This is a genomic window from Streptomyces sp. NPDC048514, from assembly GCF_043199955.1.
In the GTDB taxonomy this organism is placed as follows: domain Bacteria; phylum Actinomycetota; class Actinomycetes; order Streptomycetales; family Streptomycetaceae; genus Streptomyces.
Map to the genome: position 1 here is coordinate 15,343 of NZ_JBICWT010000005.1, position 19,412 is coordinate 34,754.

At 71.7% G+C, this 19,412-nt stretch carries 11 protein-coding genes; 5 read left to right on the forward strand and 6 right to left on the reverse strand.

The window, feature by feature from the left end; all coding sequences use genetic code 11:
* Window positions 1-11: 11 nt before the first annotated feature.
* Together ACGFT2_RS11840 and ACGFT2_RS11845 are read right to left on the reverse strand one after the other, a co-directional pair.
* Window positions 12-1,187: a winged helix-turn-helix domain-containing protein gene (locus ACGFT2_RS11840; RefSeq protein ID WP_393276386.1), complete on the reverse strand. Its 1,176-nt coding sequence runs from the start codon at window positions 1,185-1,187 to the stop codon at window positions 12-14.
* Between the two features lie 148 nt (window positions 1,188-1,335).
* A complete protein-coding gene (locus ACGFT2_RS11845) occupies window positions 1,336-1,974 on the reverse strand; it encodes a GNAT family N-acetyltransferase (protein ID WP_393276388.1) in 639 nt (212 codons plus the stop codon).
* Window positions 1,975-2,226: 252 nt separating this feature from the next.
* Between ACGFT2_RS11845 and secA the strand changes: the two genes are divergently transcribed.
* Window positions 2,227-5,037, forward strand: a complete 2,811-nt coding sequence (gene secA, locus ACGFT2_RS11850; protein WP_393276391.1) for a preprotein translocase subunit SecA — start codon at window positions 2,227-2,229, stop codon at window positions 5,035-5,037.
* 286 nt (window positions 5,038-5,323) lie between these two features.
* Here the strand turns inward: secA and ACGFT2_RS11855 are convergent, their stop codons facing one another.
* A complete protein-coding gene (locus ACGFT2_RS11855) occupies window positions 5,324-5,605 on the reverse strand; it encodes an Rv3235 family protein (protein WP_393276394.1) in 282 nt (93 codons plus the stop codon).
* A 712-nt stretch (window positions 5,606-6,317) separates the two neighbouring features.
* Here ACGFT2_RS11855 and ACGFT2_RS11860 point away from each other — a divergent pair.
* Window positions 6,318-6,830 (forward strand): DUF6912 family protein, encoded by a 513-nt coding sequence (locus ACGFT2_RS11860; protein WP_393276397.1) that lies wholly within the window; start codon window positions 6,318-6,320, stop codon window positions 6,828-6,830.
* A gap of 48 nt (window positions 6,831-6,878) precedes the next feature.
* Window positions 6,879-7,547, forward strand: a complete 669-nt coding sequence (locus ACGFT2_RS11865) for an HAD family hydrolase (RefSeq protein ID WP_393276400.1) — start codon at window positions 6,879-6,881, stop codon at window positions 7,545-7,547.
* Window positions 7,548-7,555: 8 nt separating this feature from the next.
* Here ACGFT2_RS11865 and ACGFT2_RS11870 read toward each other — a convergent pair whose 3' ends face one another.
* Window positions 7,556-8,122, reverse strand: coding sequence for a DJ-1/PfpI family protein (locus ACGFT2_RS11870; protein WP_393276403.1), 567 nt, complete (start codon window positions 8,120-8,122; stop codon window positions 7,556-7,558).
* Window positions 8,123-8,811: 689 nt separating this feature from the next.
* Here ACGFT2_RS11870 and ACGFT2_RS11875 point away from each other — a divergent pair.
* Window positions 8,812-13,755, forward strand: a complete 4,944-nt coding sequence (locus ACGFT2_RS11875) for an NAD-glutamate dehydrogenase (protein WP_393276406.1) — start codon at window positions 8,812-8,814, stop codon at window positions 13,753-13,755.
* A 173-nt stretch (window positions 13,756-13,928) separates the two neighbouring features.
* Window positions 13,929-15,443 (forward strand): hypothetical protein, encoded by a 1,515-nt coding sequence (locus ACGFT2_RS11880; RefSeq protein WP_393276409.1) that lies wholly within the window; start codon window positions 13,929-13,931, stop codon window positions 15,441-15,443.
* Between the two features lie 16 nt (window positions 15,444-15,459).
* Here the strand turns inward: ACGFT2_RS11880 and ACGFT2_RS11885 are convergent, their stop codons facing one another.
* Both ACGFT2_RS11885 and ACGFT2_RS11890 read right to left on the reverse strand, forming a co-directional pair.
* Window positions 15,460-17,124 carry a glycosyltransferase family 2 protein gene (locus tag ACGFT2_RS11885; protein WP_393276412.1) on the reverse strand — a complete coding sequence of 555 codons (1,665 nt, stop codon included), beginning with the start codon at window positions 17,122-17,124 and terminating at the stop codon, window positions 15,460-15,462.
* Window positions 17,121-19,370, reverse strand: coding sequence for a CDP-glycerol glycerophosphotransferase family protein (locus ACGFT2_RS11890; RefSeq protein WP_393276415.1), 2,250 nt, complete (start codon window positions 19,368-19,370; stop codon window positions 17,121-17,123). The genes ACGFT2_RS11885 and ACGFT2_RS11890 overlap by 4 nt, the downstream gene beginning before the upstream one ends.
* Between the last annotated feature and the right edge of the window lie 42 nt (window positions 19,371-19,412).

Sequence of the window (19,412 nt, forward strand, 5' to 3'; positions counted from 1 at the left end):
ATCCGGCGGCGCTAGCCGACGGCGCGGGCCAGCTCCCTCGCCAGGGGCTCGCGCAAGTGCGGTGCGTCCACGCGCTCCACGCGCACATCTGTGCAGCCGACCCAGGTCGCCGCCTCGATCAGGGCCTGCGCGACCGCCGGGACCGCCCTGGGCCCGTCCAGCGTGACCTGCTTGGCCACCAGGGTGCTCCCCTCGCGAGCCGGGTCGACCCGCCCGACCAGCCTGCCGCCGGCGAGCACCGGCATCGCGAAGTAGCCGTGGATCCGCTTCGGCTTGGGGACGTAGGCCTCCAGGCGGTGGGTGAAACCGAAGATCCGCTCCGTGCGCGCCCGTTCCCAGATCAGCGAGTCGAACGGCGACAGCAGCGTGGTGCGGTGGCGCCCGCGCGGCGGCGTCGCCAGGGCCTCCGGGGCCGCCCAGGCGGGCTTGCCCCAGCCCTCGACCTCGACCGGTACCAGACCCGAGTCGGCGATCACCGCGTCGACCTGCTCGCCCTTGAGGCGGTGGTAGTCGGCGATGTCCGCGCGCGTGCCGACGCCGAGGGACTCGCCGGCCAGCCGGACCAGACGGCGCAGGCACTCGGTGTCGTCCAGCTCGTCGTGCAGCAGCGCCTGCGGGACCGCGCGCTCGGCGAGGTCGTACAGCCGCTTCCAGCCGCGCCGCTCGACGCACACCACCTCGCCGTACATCAGCGCCCGCTCCACGGCGACCTTGGTGCCCGACCAGTCCCACCAGTCGCTCGTCCTCTTCGCGCCGCCCAGCTCCGTGGCGGTCAGCGGGCCCTCCGCGCGCAGCTGCTTGACGACCTGGTCGTAGGCGCCGGCGGGCAGTTCGTGGTTCCAGTGCGGCCGATTGCGGTAGGCGCGGCGGCGGAAGGCGAAGTGCGGCCACTCCTCGATGGGGAGGATGCAGGCGGCGTGCGACCAGTACTCGAAGGCGCGCGTTTCCGTCCAGTACGCCGACTCCACCGTCTTGCGCCCGACCGCGCCGAGGCGGGCGTACGGCACGAGCTCGTGGGACCGGGCGAGCACCGAGATCGTGTCGAGCTGGACCGCGCCGAGGTGGCGCAACACCCCCTGGACACCGGCCCGCCGGTCGGGGGCACCGAGGAATCCCTGGGCCCGCAGGGCGATCCGGCGGGCGTCGTCCGCGGTGAGAGTGGTGGCGGGGCGCGGAAGGGTCGTCATGCGTCGGACGATAGAGGGTGCCACTGACAGTGCCCGCTGGGCCGGGCTTTCGCCGTCCCCTCGCAGTCCCCGCCGGGCCGGGCTCTCGCCGCCCCTCGCAGTCCCCGCCGAGCCGGGCTTTCGCCGTCGCCCGGCACTCGGCGGTGGGCTAGGCCTTCGCCGTCTCCTGGCACTCCCCGCCGGGCTGGGCCTTCGCCGGTTCCCGGGAGCGTGCGGGCAGGTACGGGGCCGTGGACGGCAGGCCCAGGTCGGAGGGGAGCAGGGAGCCGACCCAGCAGTCGCGCCGCACCCCCTTGTTGTTGAGGCCGGAGCGCAGGGTGCCCTCGAGGGTGAAGCCCGCGCGTTCGGCCACCGCCCGGGAGGCGTGGTTGCCGACCTCGGCGCGCCATTCGATCCGGTCGACGCCGATCTCGGTGAAGATCCAGCGGCAGGCGGTGGTGGTGGCCTCGGTGACGTAGCCGTGCCCGCGATGCTCCTTCGCCGCCCAGAAACCGATCTCGGCCGTGCCCAGCGAGTGCATGGTGAGGCCGAGCATGCCGGCCAGCCCGCCGCCGTCCGGGAAGACGCCGGTCGGAAAGACGCCGAAGGTGAACATCGAGCCCTGCGACCAGCCGTCGGGCACCAGCTGTTCCGTGAAGCTCCGGGCGTGCTCCGGCAGATACGGCGAGGGGACCGTGGTCCACCGCTGGATGTCGGGGTCCTGGGCGGCCTCGTACACCGCGCCGGTGTCGGCCGGCCCGACGGTGCGCAGTTCCAGACGGCCGGTGGTCAGCGTGACGGGTTCCATCGGCCGATTCTGCTTGGATGCACCGGTGCGGACCACCGCTTTTCGCGATGAGTGATCACTTGATCACGTTCAGTGCAATTCCTCGGCCGATGCGGCACTATCCGCGTTCCCCGTCCGTTGTTCTGGTTGAAGCAGCCGTCGGGCCGCCAGGCCTCCCGACGCGGCCGGGTCCTCGCATACGATGGCGGTTGCTCAGTACGTCAGAAGGAAAACCGACCGTCCCAGGCCCGACCGGCAAGGAGACCAGCCCCCGTGTCCGTCCTCTCGAAGATCATGCGTGCAGGCGAAGGCAAGATCCTGCGCAAGCTGCACCGCATCGCGGACCAGGTCAACTCCATCGAAGAGGACTTCGTCGACCTCTCCGACGCCGAGCTGCGCGCCCTCACCGAGGAGTACAAGCAGCGGTACGCCGATGGCGAGACCCTGGACGACCTGCTCCCCGAGGCGTTCGCCACCGTGCGCGAGGCCGCCAAGCGCGTCCTCGGCCAGCGGCACTACGACGTGCAGATGATGGGCGGCGCCGCCCTCCACCTCGGATACGTGGCCGAGATGAAGACCGGTGAGGGCAAGACGCTCGTCGGCACGCTGCCCGCGTATCTGAACGCCCTGTCCGGAGACGGCGTCCACCTCATCACGGTCAACGACTACCTGGCCGAGCGCGACTCCGAGATGATGGGCCGCGTCCACAAGTTCCTGGGCCTGAGCGTCGGCTGCATCCTCGCCAACATGACCCCGGCGCAGCGCCGCGAGCAGTACCAGTGCGACATCACGTACGGCACGAACAACGAGTTCGGCTTCGACTACCTGCGCGACAACATGGCGTGGTCGCAGGACGAGCTGGTGCAGCGCGGCCACAACTTCGCCATCGTCGACGAGGTCGACTCCATCCTGGTCGACGAGGCCCGGACGCCGCTGATCATCTCCGGCCCGGCCGACCAGGCCACCAAGTGGTACGGCGACTTCGCCAAGCTGGTCGTCCGCCTGAAGCGCGGCGAGGCCGGCAACCCGCTGAAGGGCCTCGAGGAGACCGGCGACTACGACGTCGACGAGAAGAAGCGCACGGTCGCCATCCACGAGTCCGGCGTCAGCAAGGTCGAGGACTGGCTGGGCATCGACAACCTCTACGAGTCGGTGAACACCCCGCTCGTGGGTTACCTGAACAACGCCATCAAGGCCAAGGAACTGTTCAAGAAGGACAAGGACTACGTCGTCATCGACGGCGAGGTCATGATCGTCGACGAGCACACCGGCCGTATCCTCGCCGGCCGCCGCTACAACGAGGGCATGCACCAGGCGATCGAGGCGAAGGAAGGGGTGGACATCAAGGACGAGAACCAGACGCTCGCCACGATCACCCTGCAGAACTTCTTCCGCCTCTACGGCAAGCTCTCCGGCATGACCGGTACGGCGATGACCGAGGCCGCCGAGTTCCACCAGATCTACAAGCTCGGCGTCGTCCCGATCCCGACCAACAAGCCGATGGTGCGCAAGGACCAGTCGGACCTGATCTACCGCACCGAGGTCGCCAAGTTCGAGGCGGTCGTCGACGACATCGCGGAGAAGCACGAGCAGGGCCAGCCGATCCTCGTCGGCACGACCTCCGTCGAGAAGTCGGAGTACCTCTCCCAGCAGCTCAGCAAGCGCGGCATCCAGCACGAGGTGCTGAACGCCAAGCACCACGAGCGTGAGGCGTCGATCGTCGCGCAGGCCGGCCGCAAGGGCGCGGTGACCGTGGCCACCAACATGGCCGGCCGTGGTACGGACATCAAGCTCGGTGGCAACCCCGACGACCTCGCCGAGGCGGAGCTGCGGCAGAGGGGCCTCGACCCGGAGGAGCACATCGAGGAGTGGGCGCACGCCCTGCCCGCCGCCCTGGAGAAGGCCGAGCAGGCGGTCAAGGCCGAGTTCGAGGAGGTCAAGGAACTCGGCGGCCTCTACGTCCTCGGTACCGAGCGGCACGAGTCGCGCCGTATCGACAACCAGCTGCGCGGCCGTTCCGGCCGTCAGGGCGACCCGGGTGAGTCCCGCTTCTACCTGTCCCTCGGCGACGACCTGATGCGCCTGTTCAAGGCCCAGATGGTGGAGCGCGTGATGTCCATGGCGAACGTGCCGGACGACGTGCCGATCGAGAACAAGATGGTCACGCGTGCGATCGCGTCCGCGCAGTCGCAGGTCGAGCAGCAGAACTTCGAGACCCGTAAGAACGTTCTGAAGTACGACGAGGTGCTCAACCGGCAGCGCGAGGTCATCTACGGCGAGCGCCGGCGCGTCCTGGAGGGCGAGGACCTGCACGAGCAGATCCAGCACTTCATGGACGACACGATCGACGCGTACGTCGAGGCGGAGACCGCCGAGGGCTTCCCCGAGGACTGGGACCTGGACCGGCTGTGGGGCGCCTTCCGGCAGCTGTACCCGGTGAAGGTCGTCATCGAGGAGCTGGAGGAGGCCGCCGGCGACCGGGCCGGTCTGACCGCCGAGTTCATCTCCGAGTCCATCAAGGAAGACATCCACGAGCAGTACGCCGCCCGTGAGGCGCAGCTCGGCTCCGAGATCATGCGAGAGCTGGAGCGCCGGGTCGTGCTGTCGGTCCTCGACCGCAAGTGGCGCGAGCACCTCTACGAGATGGACTACCTCCAGGAGGGCATCGGCCTGCGCGCGATGGCGCAGAAGGACCCGCTGGTCGAGTACCAGCGCGAGGGCTTCGACATGTTCACCGCGATGATGGAGGGCATCAAGGAGGAGTCCGTCGGCTACCTGTTCAACCTGGAGGTCCAGGTCGAGCAGCAGGTCGAGGAGGTCCCGGTCGAGGACGCCCAGCCGGTCGGCGAGGGTGTCCAGGACACGGTGCCGGCACAGGCGGGCGCGCGACCCGAGATCCGCGCGAAGGGGCTGGACGTGCCGCAGCGGCGCGAGCTGCACTTCTCCGCGCCGACGGTGGACGGTGAGGGCGGCATCGTCGAGCGGGACCTGGAGGACGACGAGCCGGTGCGGTCGGAGTCGGACGGCCTGACGCGCGCGGAGCGTCGCCGGCAGGCCAAGGGCGGGCGGCGCCGCAAGAAGTAGACCGCGAAGCAGTCGGCGAGAAGGCCGGCCAGAAGGAGCGGTCGCCCGTGGCGCTGCGGCGCCAGGGCACGCGGAAGGGCCGGGCTCCTCGGGGAGCCCGGCCCTCCCGCGTCTCTCTGTGCCGTCACTTCGCGGCCGGGGCCTATGCCGGGCCCACGCGTCGCGCGGCGGGCTTTCGCGGACGGGGCCCTGTGCCGGGTCGGGCCCACGCATCGCGCGGCGGCCCTTCGTAGCCGGGGCCTATGCCGGGCCCACGCGTCGCGCGGCGGGCTTTCGCGGGCGGGGCCTATGCCGGGCCCGTCTCCACCGCCGTGCAGCGCCAGCGCAGGTCCTTGCCCAGTTCCAGGCGGAACGCCAGGGCCCTCAGGCGGTTGCCTGCGGCGATGCGGGCGAAGACCTCCAGGGCGCCGTCGCTGGGGACGTAGTACCCGATGTCGCGGACGACCGGCCGGGAACCGAGGCCGCGCAGGGGGCCGCGTTCGGCCAGGCGGATCAGATCGTCGTAGGCGGTGCCCGCCGTGTGCCGGAGCATCCAGTGGACGGGGCGATGACCGCTCAGGACGGCCACCAGGCGGTCCGCGAAGAGATCGGTGGGCCGTTGCCGCCGTACGACCGTTCCGGGGTCCGTGAGGGCCGTCCCCGTCGCAGGCGTGGCCGTCCGGGAGTCCGTGGGAGCCTTCGAGACCTGGAGAGCGGGGGTTGCGGACCTCTCGGGGGCCTGCGCGGCCGGGAGGACGGGCGTTCCGGACCTCGTAGGGGCCCTGTCGGACCGGGGAGCGGGTGCCGGGCGGCTCGGGTCGCGGGGCGCGGCCTGTTCCGGCGTGTGGCGGCCGGTGGCGGACCTCGCCGGCGTGCGCGGGGGGCCGCCGGCCGGGCGGCGGGTGTCGTGGCGGGTCGGCGGCCGGTGACGCGGCCGGGGCTGGACGGCGCGGCTCATGACCTTGTTCATGGGGATCCCCGTTCGGCGGGCCCGGGGGAGATACCGGGCGGTAACTCGCTGTCGGGGATCTTGTACGGGGCGGGCCGAGGCGGTGGCAAGGAAGGCGGGGAGCCCGCCCGGGGGCTGGAGAAGTTCACCTATCCGAGGGGTGGGCGGGGCGAGGATCCCGCGGTCAGGGGGGCGCACCGGGTGAGTTTCCGGCGCCGGGTGGACGCCCGCCGGGGTGCGGGTGGGGACCCGAAAGGGGACGGCGCACGTATCCTGAAGGCCCTACGGGACGCGCGCCAGCCGGGCTCCCCGGGGCTCAGCGAAGCCTTCGACCAGGAAAGAGCGGCCCGTCATGCGCGTCTACGTCCCCCTGACCCTCTCCGGTCTCGCCGAGGCGCACAGGACGGGTGAGCTGGGGACCGGCCCCTTCGCCGCGTACGCCGTCACACCCGCCCTGCGCGAGTGGTACGCCTCGGACGACGTCGAGGAGCTGGAGTACGCGGCGCTGAGCCGGGCCGCGCTGGCCTCGCTGCGGCTGCTCGCCGCCGATCCGGGTGCCGCACGGCGCCGGGTCGTGGTCGCCGTGGACGTGCCCGAGGGCGCCGCCGCCACCGCCCCGGGCCCCGAAGCCGACCCGGCCACGCTCGGCGAGGTGAGCGTGGCGGCGGCGGTGCCGCTCGCGAAGGCGGCCGCGGTGCATGTCGACGCCGACGACGCGCAGGCGGACGTCGCCGCGGCGGCGGACGCGCTGGAGGCGGCCGACGGCGGGGACGGCGGCGCGCAGTCCGCCGTCGACGCAACCGAGGACCACGAGCTGCTCTGGTTCGCCACGCAGGAGATCGCGAACCTGGTCGGACAGGGCTGACCTGGGCGGCCGCCCGGGCTGTCGGTGGGGGCGGGTACGGTCTTGGGCATGGGGATGCAGGCAAGCGCGCACATCGTCTGGGACTGGAACGGGACGCTGTTCCACGACAATGACGCGATCATCGGGGCGACGAACGCGGCCTTCGCCGAGCTGGGGCTGGCGCCGATCACACTGGAGCAGTACCGGTCGCTGTACTGCGTACCGGTGCCGAAGTTCTACGAGCGGCTGCTCGGCCGGCTGCCGACCGATGCCGAGTGGGAGCTGATGGACGGGGTCTTCCACCGGCACTACGCGGAGCGGCGGGCGCGGTGCGGGCTCACCGTGGGAGCGGCCGAGCTGCTGGCCGGCTGGCGGTCGGCGGGCCACAGCCAGTCGCTGCTGAGCATGTACGTGCACGACGAGCTGGTGCCCCTGGTGCGCGGTTTCGGCATCGAGGCGCACTTCATCCGGGTGGAGGGCCGCACCGGGCCGTCCGGTGGCAGCAAGGCCGAGCACATGGTGCGGCATCTTCGGGGGCTGACCGGGGTGGCGGAGCCCGCCCGCACGGTGGTGATCGGGGACGCGGCGGACGACGCGGTCGCCGCGGCACACGTGGGAGCGCGGGCGGTGCTGTACACCGGGGGGTCGCACAGCCGGGCCAGCCTGGAGAGGGCCGGGGTGCCGGTGGTGGACACGCTGGGGGAAGCCGTGGCGGAGGCGCAGCGGCTCGCGGCGTAGCGGCCCGGTCAGGTCGCCGGTGTCCTGGCGCGCAGCACCTTGAGGAACTCCCGCATCCAGGCCGGATGGTCCGGCCAGGCCCGGGAGGAGACCAGGGTGCCGTCGACGACCGCCTCGACGTCCTGGAAGCCCGCCCCGGCCGCCTGCATGTCGAGTTCCAGGGCGGGGTAGGCCGTGACCCTGCGACCGCGCAGACTGTCGATCGCGGCGGTGAGCAGGGGGCCGTGGCAGATCTGGGCGACCGGCTTGTCGGAGTCGAAGAACGCCTTGAGGATCTTGCGGAGTTCGAGGTCGTTGCGCAGATACTCCGGTGCCCGGCCGCCGGGGATGACGAGGGCCGCGTACTCACCGGGGTCGACCTCGGAGAAGGCGAGGTCGGCGGGCCAGGTGTAGCCGGGTTTCTCGGTGTAGGTGTCGTAGCCGGGTTCGAAGTCGTGCACGACGAAGCGGAGGGTCTTGCGGGCGGGGGCCGCGATGTGGACCTCGTAGCCCTCCTCGCGCAGGCGCTGGTAGGGGTAGAGGACTTCCAGGGACTCCGCTGCGTCTCCGGTGACGATGAGGATCTTCGCGGGCATGTCGGCTCCTCTGGGGCGGGCTCCGGGAAGGCGCGCCGTTCACGCCGTCCCGGGCAACGTGCCCCCGCCGGGCTGGTCTGCCAAGGGGGCCCGTCGCTTTCAGGGTGCGTCCGCGGACAGCGGAACGCGACCGGGTCGCCGGCCGGACGGCACGCGCGACACCCGCACGGCGAACCGGCTGACGCCCGGCCGGACGGCGCGCCCGTCGCCCGCACGACGAGACGGCTCGCCCGCGGGATACGTCAGCCGGGCGCGTCCCGGCGCTGTGCAGAACGTCAAAGTTACCCCCCTGCTTTTGTACACATACGGCTCATGACGGGTCCCGGGTCAGGAGCGATAGCCTGGTGGCGTGATCAGCGCGATATCTCGCGGGGGCGATGCTGCCCCCGCCCTGCGCCCGGGTTGCACGGAGCACCTCCGTGACCGGGCGGCGGTCGCTGGTCTTCGCGGGCGGGACGGGGGCGCCGACGCCTCCAGGACGCCGAGGACACCCCGGGACACGGCGCCGCCGAGAGCAGCGTCACACCCGTCGGACGTGTCGAGAATGGCCGAATTCCCCCCGCTCATCTCCCCTCGCGGCATAGCGTCTGAAGGGACCGGACACCCCGGGCCGTGGCGTCATGCCGGAGGGGGAGGGACCGTACTTCCTTCTACGTCACGCAACGGCGCGCGACAGGAGCCAGAGGACAATGCAGACCAAGCTGGACGAAGCAAAGGCCGAGCTGCTCGAACGGGCCGCCCGGGTAGCTGAGAACAGCCCGGTCGGGGGGCACCTACCGACCGGGACGACGAGCGAGGGCACTCCCGGCACCCCGGACAGCGAATCCGTGCTCACGTTCCTCCAGCGCTACTACCTGCACACCGCCCCGGAAGACCTTGCCGACCGCGACCCGGTCGACGTCTTCGGCGCCGCGGTCTCGCACTACCGTCTCGCCGAGAGCCGCCCGCAGGGCACCGCGAACGTCCGGGTGCACACCCCCACCGTGGAGGAGAACGGGTGGACCTGCAGCCACACCGTCGTGGAGGTCGTCACCGACGACATGCCCTTCCTCGTCGACTCGGTCACCAATGAGCTGACCCGGCAGGGGCGCGGCATCCACGTCGTCATCCACCCGCAGGTCGTGGTCCGGCGCGATGTCACCGGCAAGCTGCTCGAGATCCTGCGGACCGCACCGACCGGCGACCTGCCGCACGACGCGCACATCGAGTCCTGGATCCACGTCGAGATCGACCGTGAGACCGACCGCGCCGACCTGAAGCAGATCTCCCTCGATCTGCTGCGCGTCCTGTCCGACGTGCGTGAGGCCGTCGAGGACTGGGAGAAGATGCGGGAGGCGGCGACCCGGATCGCCGACGGCCTGGAGAGCGAGCCCGTCCCCGGCGACATGCCCGCGCCGGAGGTCGCGGAGGCCCGCGAGCTGCTGCGCTGGCTGTCCTCCGACCACTTCACCTTCCTCGGTTTCCGCGAGTACCAGCTGCGCGACGACGACACGCTCGCCGCCGTGCCCGGCACCGGTCTCGGCATACTGCGCTCGGACCCGCAGCACGCCGAGGACGACCAGCACCCGGTCAGCCCCTCCTTCGAGCGTCTCCCCGCCGACGCCCGCGCCAAGGCCCGCGAGCACAAGCTGCTCGTGCTGACCAAGGCCAACAGCCGGGCCACCGTGCACCGGCCGTCGTACCTGGACTACATCGGCGTCAAGAAGTTCGACGCGGACGGCAACGTCGTCGGCGAGCGCCGCTTCCTAGGCCTGTTCTCCTCGGCCGCCTACACCGAGTCGGTCCGCCGCGTCCCGGTGATCCGCCGCAAGGTCGACGAGGTCCTGCAGCGCGCCGGGTTCTCCCCCAACAGCCACGACGGCCGCGACCTGCTCCAGATCATGGAGACCTACCCGCGCGACGAGCTGTTCCAGACCCCGGCCGCCGAGCTGCAGTCCATCGTGACGAGCGTGCTCTACCTGCAGGAGCGCCGCCGGCTGCGGCTGTACCTGCGCCAGGACGAGTACGGCCGCTACTACTCGGCCCTCGTCTACCTCCCGCGCGACCGGTACACCACCGGTGTGCGGCTGCGGATCATCGACATCCTGAAGGAGGAACTCGGCGGCATCAGCGTCGACTTCACCGCCTGGAACACCGAGTCGATCCTGTCCCGGCTGCACTTCGTCGTCCGCGTCCCGGCGGGCACCGAGCTGCCCGAGCTGTCGGACGCCGACAAGGAGCGCATCGAGGTCCGCCTGGTGGAGGCGGCCCGCTCCTGGGCGGACGCGTTCGCGGAGGCGCTGACCGCCGAGTGCGGCGAGGAGTACGCGGCCGAGGTGCTGCGCCGCTACAACCACTCCTTCCCCGAGGGGTACAAGGCCGACCACTCCCCGCGCGCCGCGGTCGCCGACCTCGTCCACCTGGAGCAGCTCGGCGAGGAGAAGACCTTCTCGCTCAGCCTGTACGAGCCGGTGGGTGCCGCGCCCGAGGAGCGCCGCTTCAAGATCTACCAGAAGGGGGGCACCGTCTCCCTCTCCAAGGTGCTGCCGGTGCTCAGCCGTCTGGGCGTCGAGGTCACCGACGAGCGGCCGTACGAGCTGCGCTGCGCGGACCGCACCACGGCCTGGATCTACGACTTCGGTCTGCGCATGCCGAAGTCGCTGGGCGGCGGCAACGGCGACTACCTGGGCGAGGACGGCCGTGAGCGGTTCCAGGAGGCGTTCGCCGCGACCTGGACCGGCAAGGCGGAGAACGACGGCTTCAACGCCCTGGTGCTCAGCGCCGGGCTGTCCTGGCGGCAGGCGATGGTGCTGCGGGCCTACGCCAAGTACCTGCGGCAGGCCGGCTCGACCTTCTCGCAGGACTACATGGAGGACACCCTCCGCAACAACGTCCACACCACCCGGCTCCTCGTCTCCCTCTTCGAGGCGCGGATGTCCCCGGACCGGCAGAAGGCCGGGCTGGAGATCACCGACGCGCTGCTGGAGGAGCTGGACGCGGCCCTGGACCAGGTGGCGAGCCTGGACGAGGACCGGATCCTGCGGTCCTTCCTGACCGTCATCAAGGCGACGCTGCGGACGAACTTCTTCCAGGAGGCGCTCGGCGGCACGCCGCACGACTACGTCTCCATGAAGTTCGACCCGCAGGCCATCCCGGACCTGCCCGCGCCGCGCCCGGCGTACGAGATCTGGGTGTACTCGCCGCGGGTCGAGGGCGTGCACCTGCGCTTCGGCAAGGTCGCCCGAGGCGGCCTGCGCTGGTCCGACCGGCGTGAGGACTTCCGCACGGAGATCCTGGGCCTGGTCAAGGCGCAGATGGTGAAGAACACGGTCATCGTGCCGGTCGGCGCCAAGGGCGGCTTCGTCGCCAAGCAGCTGCCGGACCCGAGCGCGGACCGTGACGCCTGGCTGGCCGAGGGCATCGCCAGCTACAAGACCTTCATCTCGGCGCTGCTCGACATCACCGACAACATGGTGGCCGGTGAGGTCGTGCCGCCGCAGGACGTGGTCCGGCACGACGGTGACGACACCTATCTGGTGGTCGCGGCCGACAAGGGCACGGCGACGTTCTCGGACATCGCCAACGGGGTCGCCGAGCAGTACAACTTCTGGCTCGGCGACGCCTTCGCCTCCGGCGGCTCGGCCGGTTACGACCACAAGGGCATGGGCATCACCGCGCGCGGCGCCTGGGAGTCCGTGAAGCGGCACTTCCGCGAGCTGGGCGTGGACACGCAGAGCCAGGAGTTCACGGTCGTCGGCATCGGCGACATGTCCGGTGACGTGTTCGGCAACGGCATGCTGCTCTCCGAGCAGATCCGCCTGGTCGCCGCCTTCGACCACCGGCACATCTTCATCGACCCCACCCCGGACGCGGCCACCTCCTACGCCGAGCGCCGCCGCCTGTTCGAGCTGCCCCGCTCCAGCTGGGCCGACTACGACACCGAGCTGCTGTCGGCGGGCGGCGGGATCTTCCCGCGCAGCGCCAAGGCGATCACGCTCAACAGCCACATCCGGGAGGCCCTCGGCATCGAGGGCAAGGTCGCCAAGATGACCCCGGCCGACCTGATGAAGGCCATCCTCCAGGCGCCGGTGGACCTCCTGTGGAACGGCGGCATCGGCACGTACGTGAAGTCGTCGGCGGAGTCGAACGCGGACGTCGGCGACAAGGCCAACGACGCCATCCGGGTCGACGGCGCCGACCTGCGCGTCAAGGTCGTCGGCGAGGGCGGCAACCTGGGCCTGACCCAGCTCGGCCGCATCGAGTTCGCCTCACAGGGCGGGAAGATCAACACCGACGCGATCGACAACAGCGCCGGTGTGGACACCTCCGACCACGAGGTGAACATCAAGATCCTGCTGAACGGTCTGGTCACCGAGGGCGACATGACGGTCAAGCAGCGCAACAAGCTGCTCGCCGAGATGACCGACGAGGTCGGCGACCTGGTCCTGCGCAACAACTACGCGCAGAACACGGCGATCGCCAACGCGCTGCTGCAGGCCAACGACATGGTCCACGCCCAGCAGCGGTTCATCCGCCACCTGGTGCGCGAGGGCCACCTGGACCGGGCGCTGGAGTTCCTGCCGACCGACCGCCAGATTCGCGAGCGGCTCGCCCAGGGCCAGGGGCTGACGGGCCCGGAGACGGCCGTCGTCCTGGCGTACACGAAGATCACGGTGGCCGACGAGCTGCTGCACACCTCGCTGCCGGACGACCCGTACCTGCGCGGTCTGCTGTACGCCTACTTCCCGTCGGCGCTGCGCGAGCGGTTCGCCGAGGCCATCGACAGCCACCCGCTGCGCCGTGAGATCACCACGACCGTGCTGGTCAACGACACGGTCAACACGGGCGGTACGACGTATCTGCACCGGCTGCGCGAGGAGACCGGTGCCTCGCTGGAGGAGATCGTCCGCGCGCAGACCGCGGCCCGCGCGATCTTCCGCTCGGCGCCGGTGTGGGACGCGGTCGAGGACCTCGACAACAAGGTCGACGCCGATGTCCAGACCCGCATCCGGCTCCACTCGCGCCGGCTGATCGAGCGCGGCACCCGCTGGCTGCTCAACAACCGGCCGCAGCCGCTGCAGCTCGCCGAGACGGTCGATTTCTTCGCCGAGCGGGTCGAGCAGGTCTGGCAGCAGCTGCCGAAGCTGCTGAAGGGCGCGGACCTGGAGTGGTACCAGCACGTGTACGACGAGCTGGTCGCCGCCGGTGTCCCGGACGAGGTCGCCACCCGGGTGGCCGGCTTCTCCTCCGCCTTCCCGGCGCTGGACATCGTCTCGGTGGCCGACCGCATGGGCAGGGAGCCGCTGGACGTGGCCGAGATCTACTACGACCTCGCCGACCGGCTCGACATCACCCAGCTGATGGACCGCATCATCGAGCTGCCCCGGGCCGACCGCTGGCAGTCCATGGCGCGCGCCTCCATCCGTGAGGACCTGTACGCGGCGCACGCGGCGCTCACGGCGGACGTCTTCGCGGCCGGCAACGGCACCTCGACGCCCGAGCAGCGCTTCAAGGCGTGGGAGCAGAAGAACGCCGCGATCCTGGGCCGCGCGCGCAGCACGCTGGACGAGATCCGCGGTTCGGACTCCTTCGACCTCGCCAACCTGTCGGTGGCGATGCGCACGATGCGGACGCTGCTGCGCTCGCACTCGTAGCCGTACGGCACCGCAGGCGCCCCGGGTTCGCGAACAGCGGCCCGGGGCGCCTTCGTTCTTGCCGGATCTTGGTGAAAAACCTGCCGCAAAATTACTGTTTCCTGCTATTCGGGGCGATTCGGATAGGGTCTGCGGTGTGACAGTGATCAGCCACCCCGCGATGCCCCGGTCTGATGCACGCGCCGCCCTCTGATCTGGAGCCGGTGAGCCGCCCGGCACCCGCGCACGGTGGCGCGCGGGTCGGCCGGTCGCTGCCGCAGGTCGCCGCCGCGCTCGTCCTGGTGCTGCTGCTCCTGGTCGTCGTCCGGCTGCCGTGGGCGGGTGACCTCGGCATGCACGCGGCCACCGTGCAGCGGCTGCGGCACGATCTGGTGCATCCCGGCAATCCGCTGGTCGACGCCGACACACCGAGCCCGTACTACTCGCCGTGGATGCTGGTGCTCGGCTGTCTGGCCCGGCTGACCGGTCTGTCGGTGTTCGTGGTGCTGCGGATGGCCGCGCTCGTCGCACTCGGCCTCCTCACCACGGGAGTATGGCGCTACGTCCGCACACTGAGCCCCCACCGCGCGGCCCCCGCCCTGGCCCTCCTCGCCCTGGTCCTCCTCTGGGGCCCGCTGCTGTTCGACTGGAGCGGCTTCGTCTCCCTGAACTCCCTGGCGCTGACGGTGTCGTACCCGAGCGTGTTCGCGCTCGGGCTCGCCTTCCACTTCTGGGCGTGGCTGACGGGCACGGCGCGCGGGCCGGCCGGCTGGGGGGCGTGGCTCGGGCTCGGTGCGCTGTGGGCGCTGATCCTGCTGTGCCACCAGTTCACCGGGGTGGTGGCGACCCTGGGCGCGACGGCCATGGTGATCGCGGCGCGTCCGGGCCGGGCGGTGCTGCCGCGGCTCGGCGCCGGGTTCGCCCTGGGGCTGGTGGTGCTGTGGCTGTGGCCGTACTACGACTTCTTCGCGCTGTTCTCCGCCGGGTCCGGCCTGGAGGCCATCCACCGGTCGCTGTACGCACACCTGGCCGGGCGGTTCGGCCTGGTGCTGCTCGGTGTCGTGGCCCTGGTGCTGCGCGGGCGGCGGAACCACAGGGACCCCCTGGTGCTGTTCTTCGCGCTCGGTGTGCTGGTGTTCGCCGCGGGCGGGCTGACCGGCCATTACTCCTGGGGCCGGGCGCTGCCCGCCGCGCTGATCCCGGCCCAGCTGGCGGCCGCGCTCGAGACCGTGTCGGCCGGACGGCGGGCGGTGCGGGCGGGCTGGGCGTGTGTGCTGGGCGCCGCGCTGGCGGTGGGCGCGTGGACACAGGCGGGGACGCTCGGCTACGTGACCGGGCGGGATGCGCTGCCCGGGGTGGTCGCGGCGAAGTACCGGACGCCATGGGCGGGTTACCAGTGGATCATGAAGGCCGGGGTGCGGTACGGGGACGTGGTGATGGCACGCCGGATGCCGGCCCGGCAGATCCCGGCGTACGGGCCGTACACCGTGGCTCCGGGATACCCGGACGTGTTCCTGCGGGACGCCGCGCGGCGGGAGGCGGCGGTGACGCGGTTCTTCGACACGGGAACACCGCCGGCGCAACGCAGGGGGATCCTGCGGGAGTACGGGGTGCGGTGGGTCGTGGGACCGGGCGGTCTGGCCGGTCCCGGGGTGCGGAAGGTGACCTCCGGCCCCGGGGGGCAGTGGCTGTACCGCGTGGAGCCCTGAGACGCGGGCACGGGCCCTAGCGCAGCACGCTCGCCATCAGCTTCGCCGCCCTGCGGATCTTCGGCCGGGCCACCTTCCGGACGACGGGCCGGACCACCCGGGCCGTCACTCCCACCGGGCGCCAGCGGATCTGCAGGCGCCCGGGGTTGCGGCCCTCCGGTTCGACGGTGACCTCGTGCGGGGTGGTACCCGAGTGGTAGTCGACACGGGCCGTACGGGTCGGAAAGTCCAGCGGGGCCAGCAGCAGTCCCGAGTGCGACAGGCCCTGCTGCTGGAGGCGGACCATCGGGTGCCGTACGCCCTCGAAACCATGCAGGGGGAGCGGGGCGGCGGCGAGGTCCAGGCGGACGGTGCCTTCGAAGACGCCGGGGCGGACCGGGTCCAGCCGGAACGGAACCGTCATGCGGCGCCCGCCGGGGGCCAGCAGCAGACCGGCCCGCTGAGGGCCGACCGGCAGCCGGAGTCCGGGGTCGTAGGTGCGGACGGCGAGGGTGAGGCTGGCACCGGCGCCCGGCGTCAGCTCGGTGATCTCGTGGCGGAACTGGGCGCCGGGAAAGGGGCGCGTCTCCAACTCCAGGTCTGTCAGGTCCAGTTCGCGCCGGGCCTGCTCGGATGCGGGCACGCCCGCGCCCCAGTACGGGACGCCGGAGTCGTCGCTGGTGACCTGGCGCGGCGCCACCCCGTGTCCGAGGCCGCGGGCCGCCAGCCGGGCGTCGGCCGTGCGGCCGTCCCGCAGCAGCTGCAGCACCACCCGCTCGGGGCGGGGCAGCCGCGCGTACGCACCGGGCGCCAGGGTGTCCAGGTACGGGTTCACGACCTCGGCGAAGGAGCGCACCCACTCCTCGTCCCGGTGGGGCAGGTCGCCCGCGTACATCCGGAAGTCGTGCTTGAGGAACTTGTAGTCCTTGTCCTCCCGCAGCGCGGTGTGCCCGCTGGTGACGAGGAAGTCGTCGATCAGCCGCTGGACGTGGACACGGTCGCGGACGTTGGAGATCTTGTGCCGCTGGTTGGAGATGGAGGCGGAGTCCGCGGCCGCGTACGGCTCGATGTACCAGACGTACACCGGGTCCGGGATGATCGTGAACGCCCGCGCCAGGCAGTACGCCTGCGCCGAGAACAGCTGGTCCTCGTAGTGGATGCCCTCGGGGAAGCGGAGCCGGTGCCGGTCCAGGAAGGAGCGCGCGTACATCTTGCTCGTGGACAGGTGCTCGAACAGCAGCCGCGGGTCCGCCTCGATGCCCTGCAGTGTGCGGCGCTCGGTCACCAGGTGCGGCATCCAGGTGGAGCGGCGGCCGCTGTCCACCCGCACCCGCCGGACCGCGCCCATCGTGAAGTCCACCTCGCGCTCGCGGTGGGCGGCCAGCAGCGACTCCACGGCGCGGGGCGGGAGTTCGTCGTCGCTGTCGAGGAACATCAGGTAGGGCGCCCGGGCGATGTCGACGGCCCGGTTGCGCGGGGCGCTGCACCCGCCGCTGTTCTCCGGCAGGCGCAGGTACCGGATGCGGTGGTCCTGCGCCGCGAGCCGGCGGGCCACCGCTGGGGTGTCGTCCGTGGAGTGGTCGTCGCTGATGACGATCTCGATGGCGGCGTGGGTCTGCGCGCGCAGGGAGGCGACCGCGCGGGGGAGACGGGCGGCGTCGTTGTAGACGATGACCGTGACGGTGACGTCGGGCGTGCTCATGCCGTGGCCTCCTCGGGGGTCGGGGCGGGGGTGCGTTCCTCCGGCGGGAGCACCGGGGGCAGCGCCTCCTCGGGCTCGCCGAGGAAGACCCGCCGTACGACCCGCTCGGCGGCGCGGCCGTCGTCGTACTCGCAGAACCGGCGCCGGAACGCGGCCCGCGCCTTCGCCGCGCTCTCGTCGCGCCAGGCGCCGGTCAGGAAGATCTCCGTCAGTTCCTCCTGGCTGTGGGCGACCTTGCCGGGGTGTTCCGCCATCAGGTCGAAGTAGACGCCCCGGGTGGTGCGGTAGGTCTCCCAGTCGTCGGCGTACACGACGATCGGCCGGTCCAGGTTGGCGTAGTCGAACATGATCGACGAGTAGTCCGTGACCAGCGCGTCGGCGGCCAGGCACAGTTCCTCGACGGGGTCGTAGGAGGAGACGTCGATGATCCGGCCGGAGCGGCGCAGGCCGGTCAGCGGGGAGGCGGCGCCACCGTAGAAGTAGTGGGCGCGGACGAGGAGGACGGTGTTCTCGCCGAGGCGGTCGGCGAGGGCGGCGAGGTCGAGACGGGGGGTGAAGCCGGCCTCGTAGTCGCGGTGGGTGGGGGCGTAGAGGACGGCCGTGCGGCCCGGCGCGATGCCGAGGCGTGCGCGGGCGGCGCGGACGTCGGCGGCCGTGGCCGTGTAGAAGACGTCGTTGCGCGGATAGCCGTGGTCCAGGGAGGTGTAGCGGGCCGGGTAGGCCCGCTCCCACATGCGGGTGGAGTGGCTGTTGGCGCTGACGCTGTAGTCCCACCTGTCGATGCGGGCGAGCAGTGCGGCGAAGTCCAGCCCCTGGGCGGCGGCCGGGTGGTCCATCTGGTCCAGCCCCATGCGCTTGAGCGGGGTGCCGTGGTGGGTCTGGAGGTGGATCGTGTCGGGCCGTTTGACCACCGCGCCCGGGAAGTTGACGTTGTTCGTCAGGTACTTGGCGCCGGCCAGGGTCTCCCAGTAGCGGCGGGTGCCAGGGATCACGTGGTCCGTGCCGGGCGGCAGCAGGGCCGCGTTCTCCTTGCTCACCACCCACACCCGGCGGATGTGCGGGGCGAGTTCGGCGAGCTTGGCGGCGATCGCGGCCGGGTTGCAGGCGACGCCGCGGTCCCAGTAGGCGGTGAACACGGCCAGGTGGGGGTCCACAGGGCGGCTCAGGGCCCGGCGGTACTGGTGGTCGCGGACCTTCACGCTCACCTGGCGCTTGCGGGAGCGCAGGGCCTTGCGGGCGGCGCGGCGGGTGCGGTTGGCGGCCTGGAACGCGCGGTACCTGGTGTACGCGCCCTCCTCCAGCAGGGAGTGCCGGACGCCCTCGAGGCCCGCCGGGCGCTGGTGTCCCTCGGGGCGCCAGCGGACGGCCGCCAGGGAGGCGCGGTGGAAGAACTCGCGGGCGACCGGATCGGGCAGGTTCTCCCGGGCGAAGGTGCGCACCAGGTCACGCACCATCAGGTCGTAGAGCACCGTGCGGGCGGCGCGGCGGTCCTCGGTGAGCGCGAGCAGGGACTCGTAGCGGTCGATGAGTGCGAGCCGGTCCTCGGGGGCGAGCGGCGGCAGGCTCTCGGGGCGCAGCACGCGTTTCTCGTGGGCGACCTGGTTCAGGCAGGCGACGCGACCGGCGCGGAGCAGGGCCGCACAGGCGGCGTAGGGCTCGTCGTCGGTGGTGAACTCCTCCTCGTGCGCTCGCCAGAAAGCGGCGCGCAGGGCGCGGTTTCCGAGCAGTGGAGCGGTGCGCAACAGGCTCGCGGACCGGTCCAGGGGGAGGCCCGCACGGCCGACGGCGGCGAGCAGGCGGCCGTCGCCGGAGGGGGCGGCGGTGGTCTGCCAGGTGGTGCTGACGTGGTCGAAGAGGAGTACATCGACGGGAGCGCCCGGGGCGTCCGGGGCACCCGGGCCGGCCAGGGCACCCGGGGTGTCCATGGCGTCCAGTTCGGCGGTCCGCTCGACGATCAGGCGAGGTGCGCCGGCCGGCAGACCGTCCTTGGCGTGCACGAAGTGCAGCCAGCGGCCGGACGCGCGGGCGGCGCCCGCCGCCCGCGCCGCCGCGTCGCCGGTGCCGTCCGGCAGCGGCACCACGATCGTCTCCGGGGAGTGGCTCCCGGCCGTCTCCCGCGCCCAGTCGCCGACCGCGGCGACGATCACCTCGGCGTCGGCCAGCGGGTGGGCGTCCAGGGAGTCCAGCAGTTCGGTCAGATGCCCCTGTGTGTTCGGCCCGTAGACGATCACGCTGAGCTGAGGCATCGCGGGAAACTCCTTCGGCTCGTCGGCTCCGGGCTCCCTTCA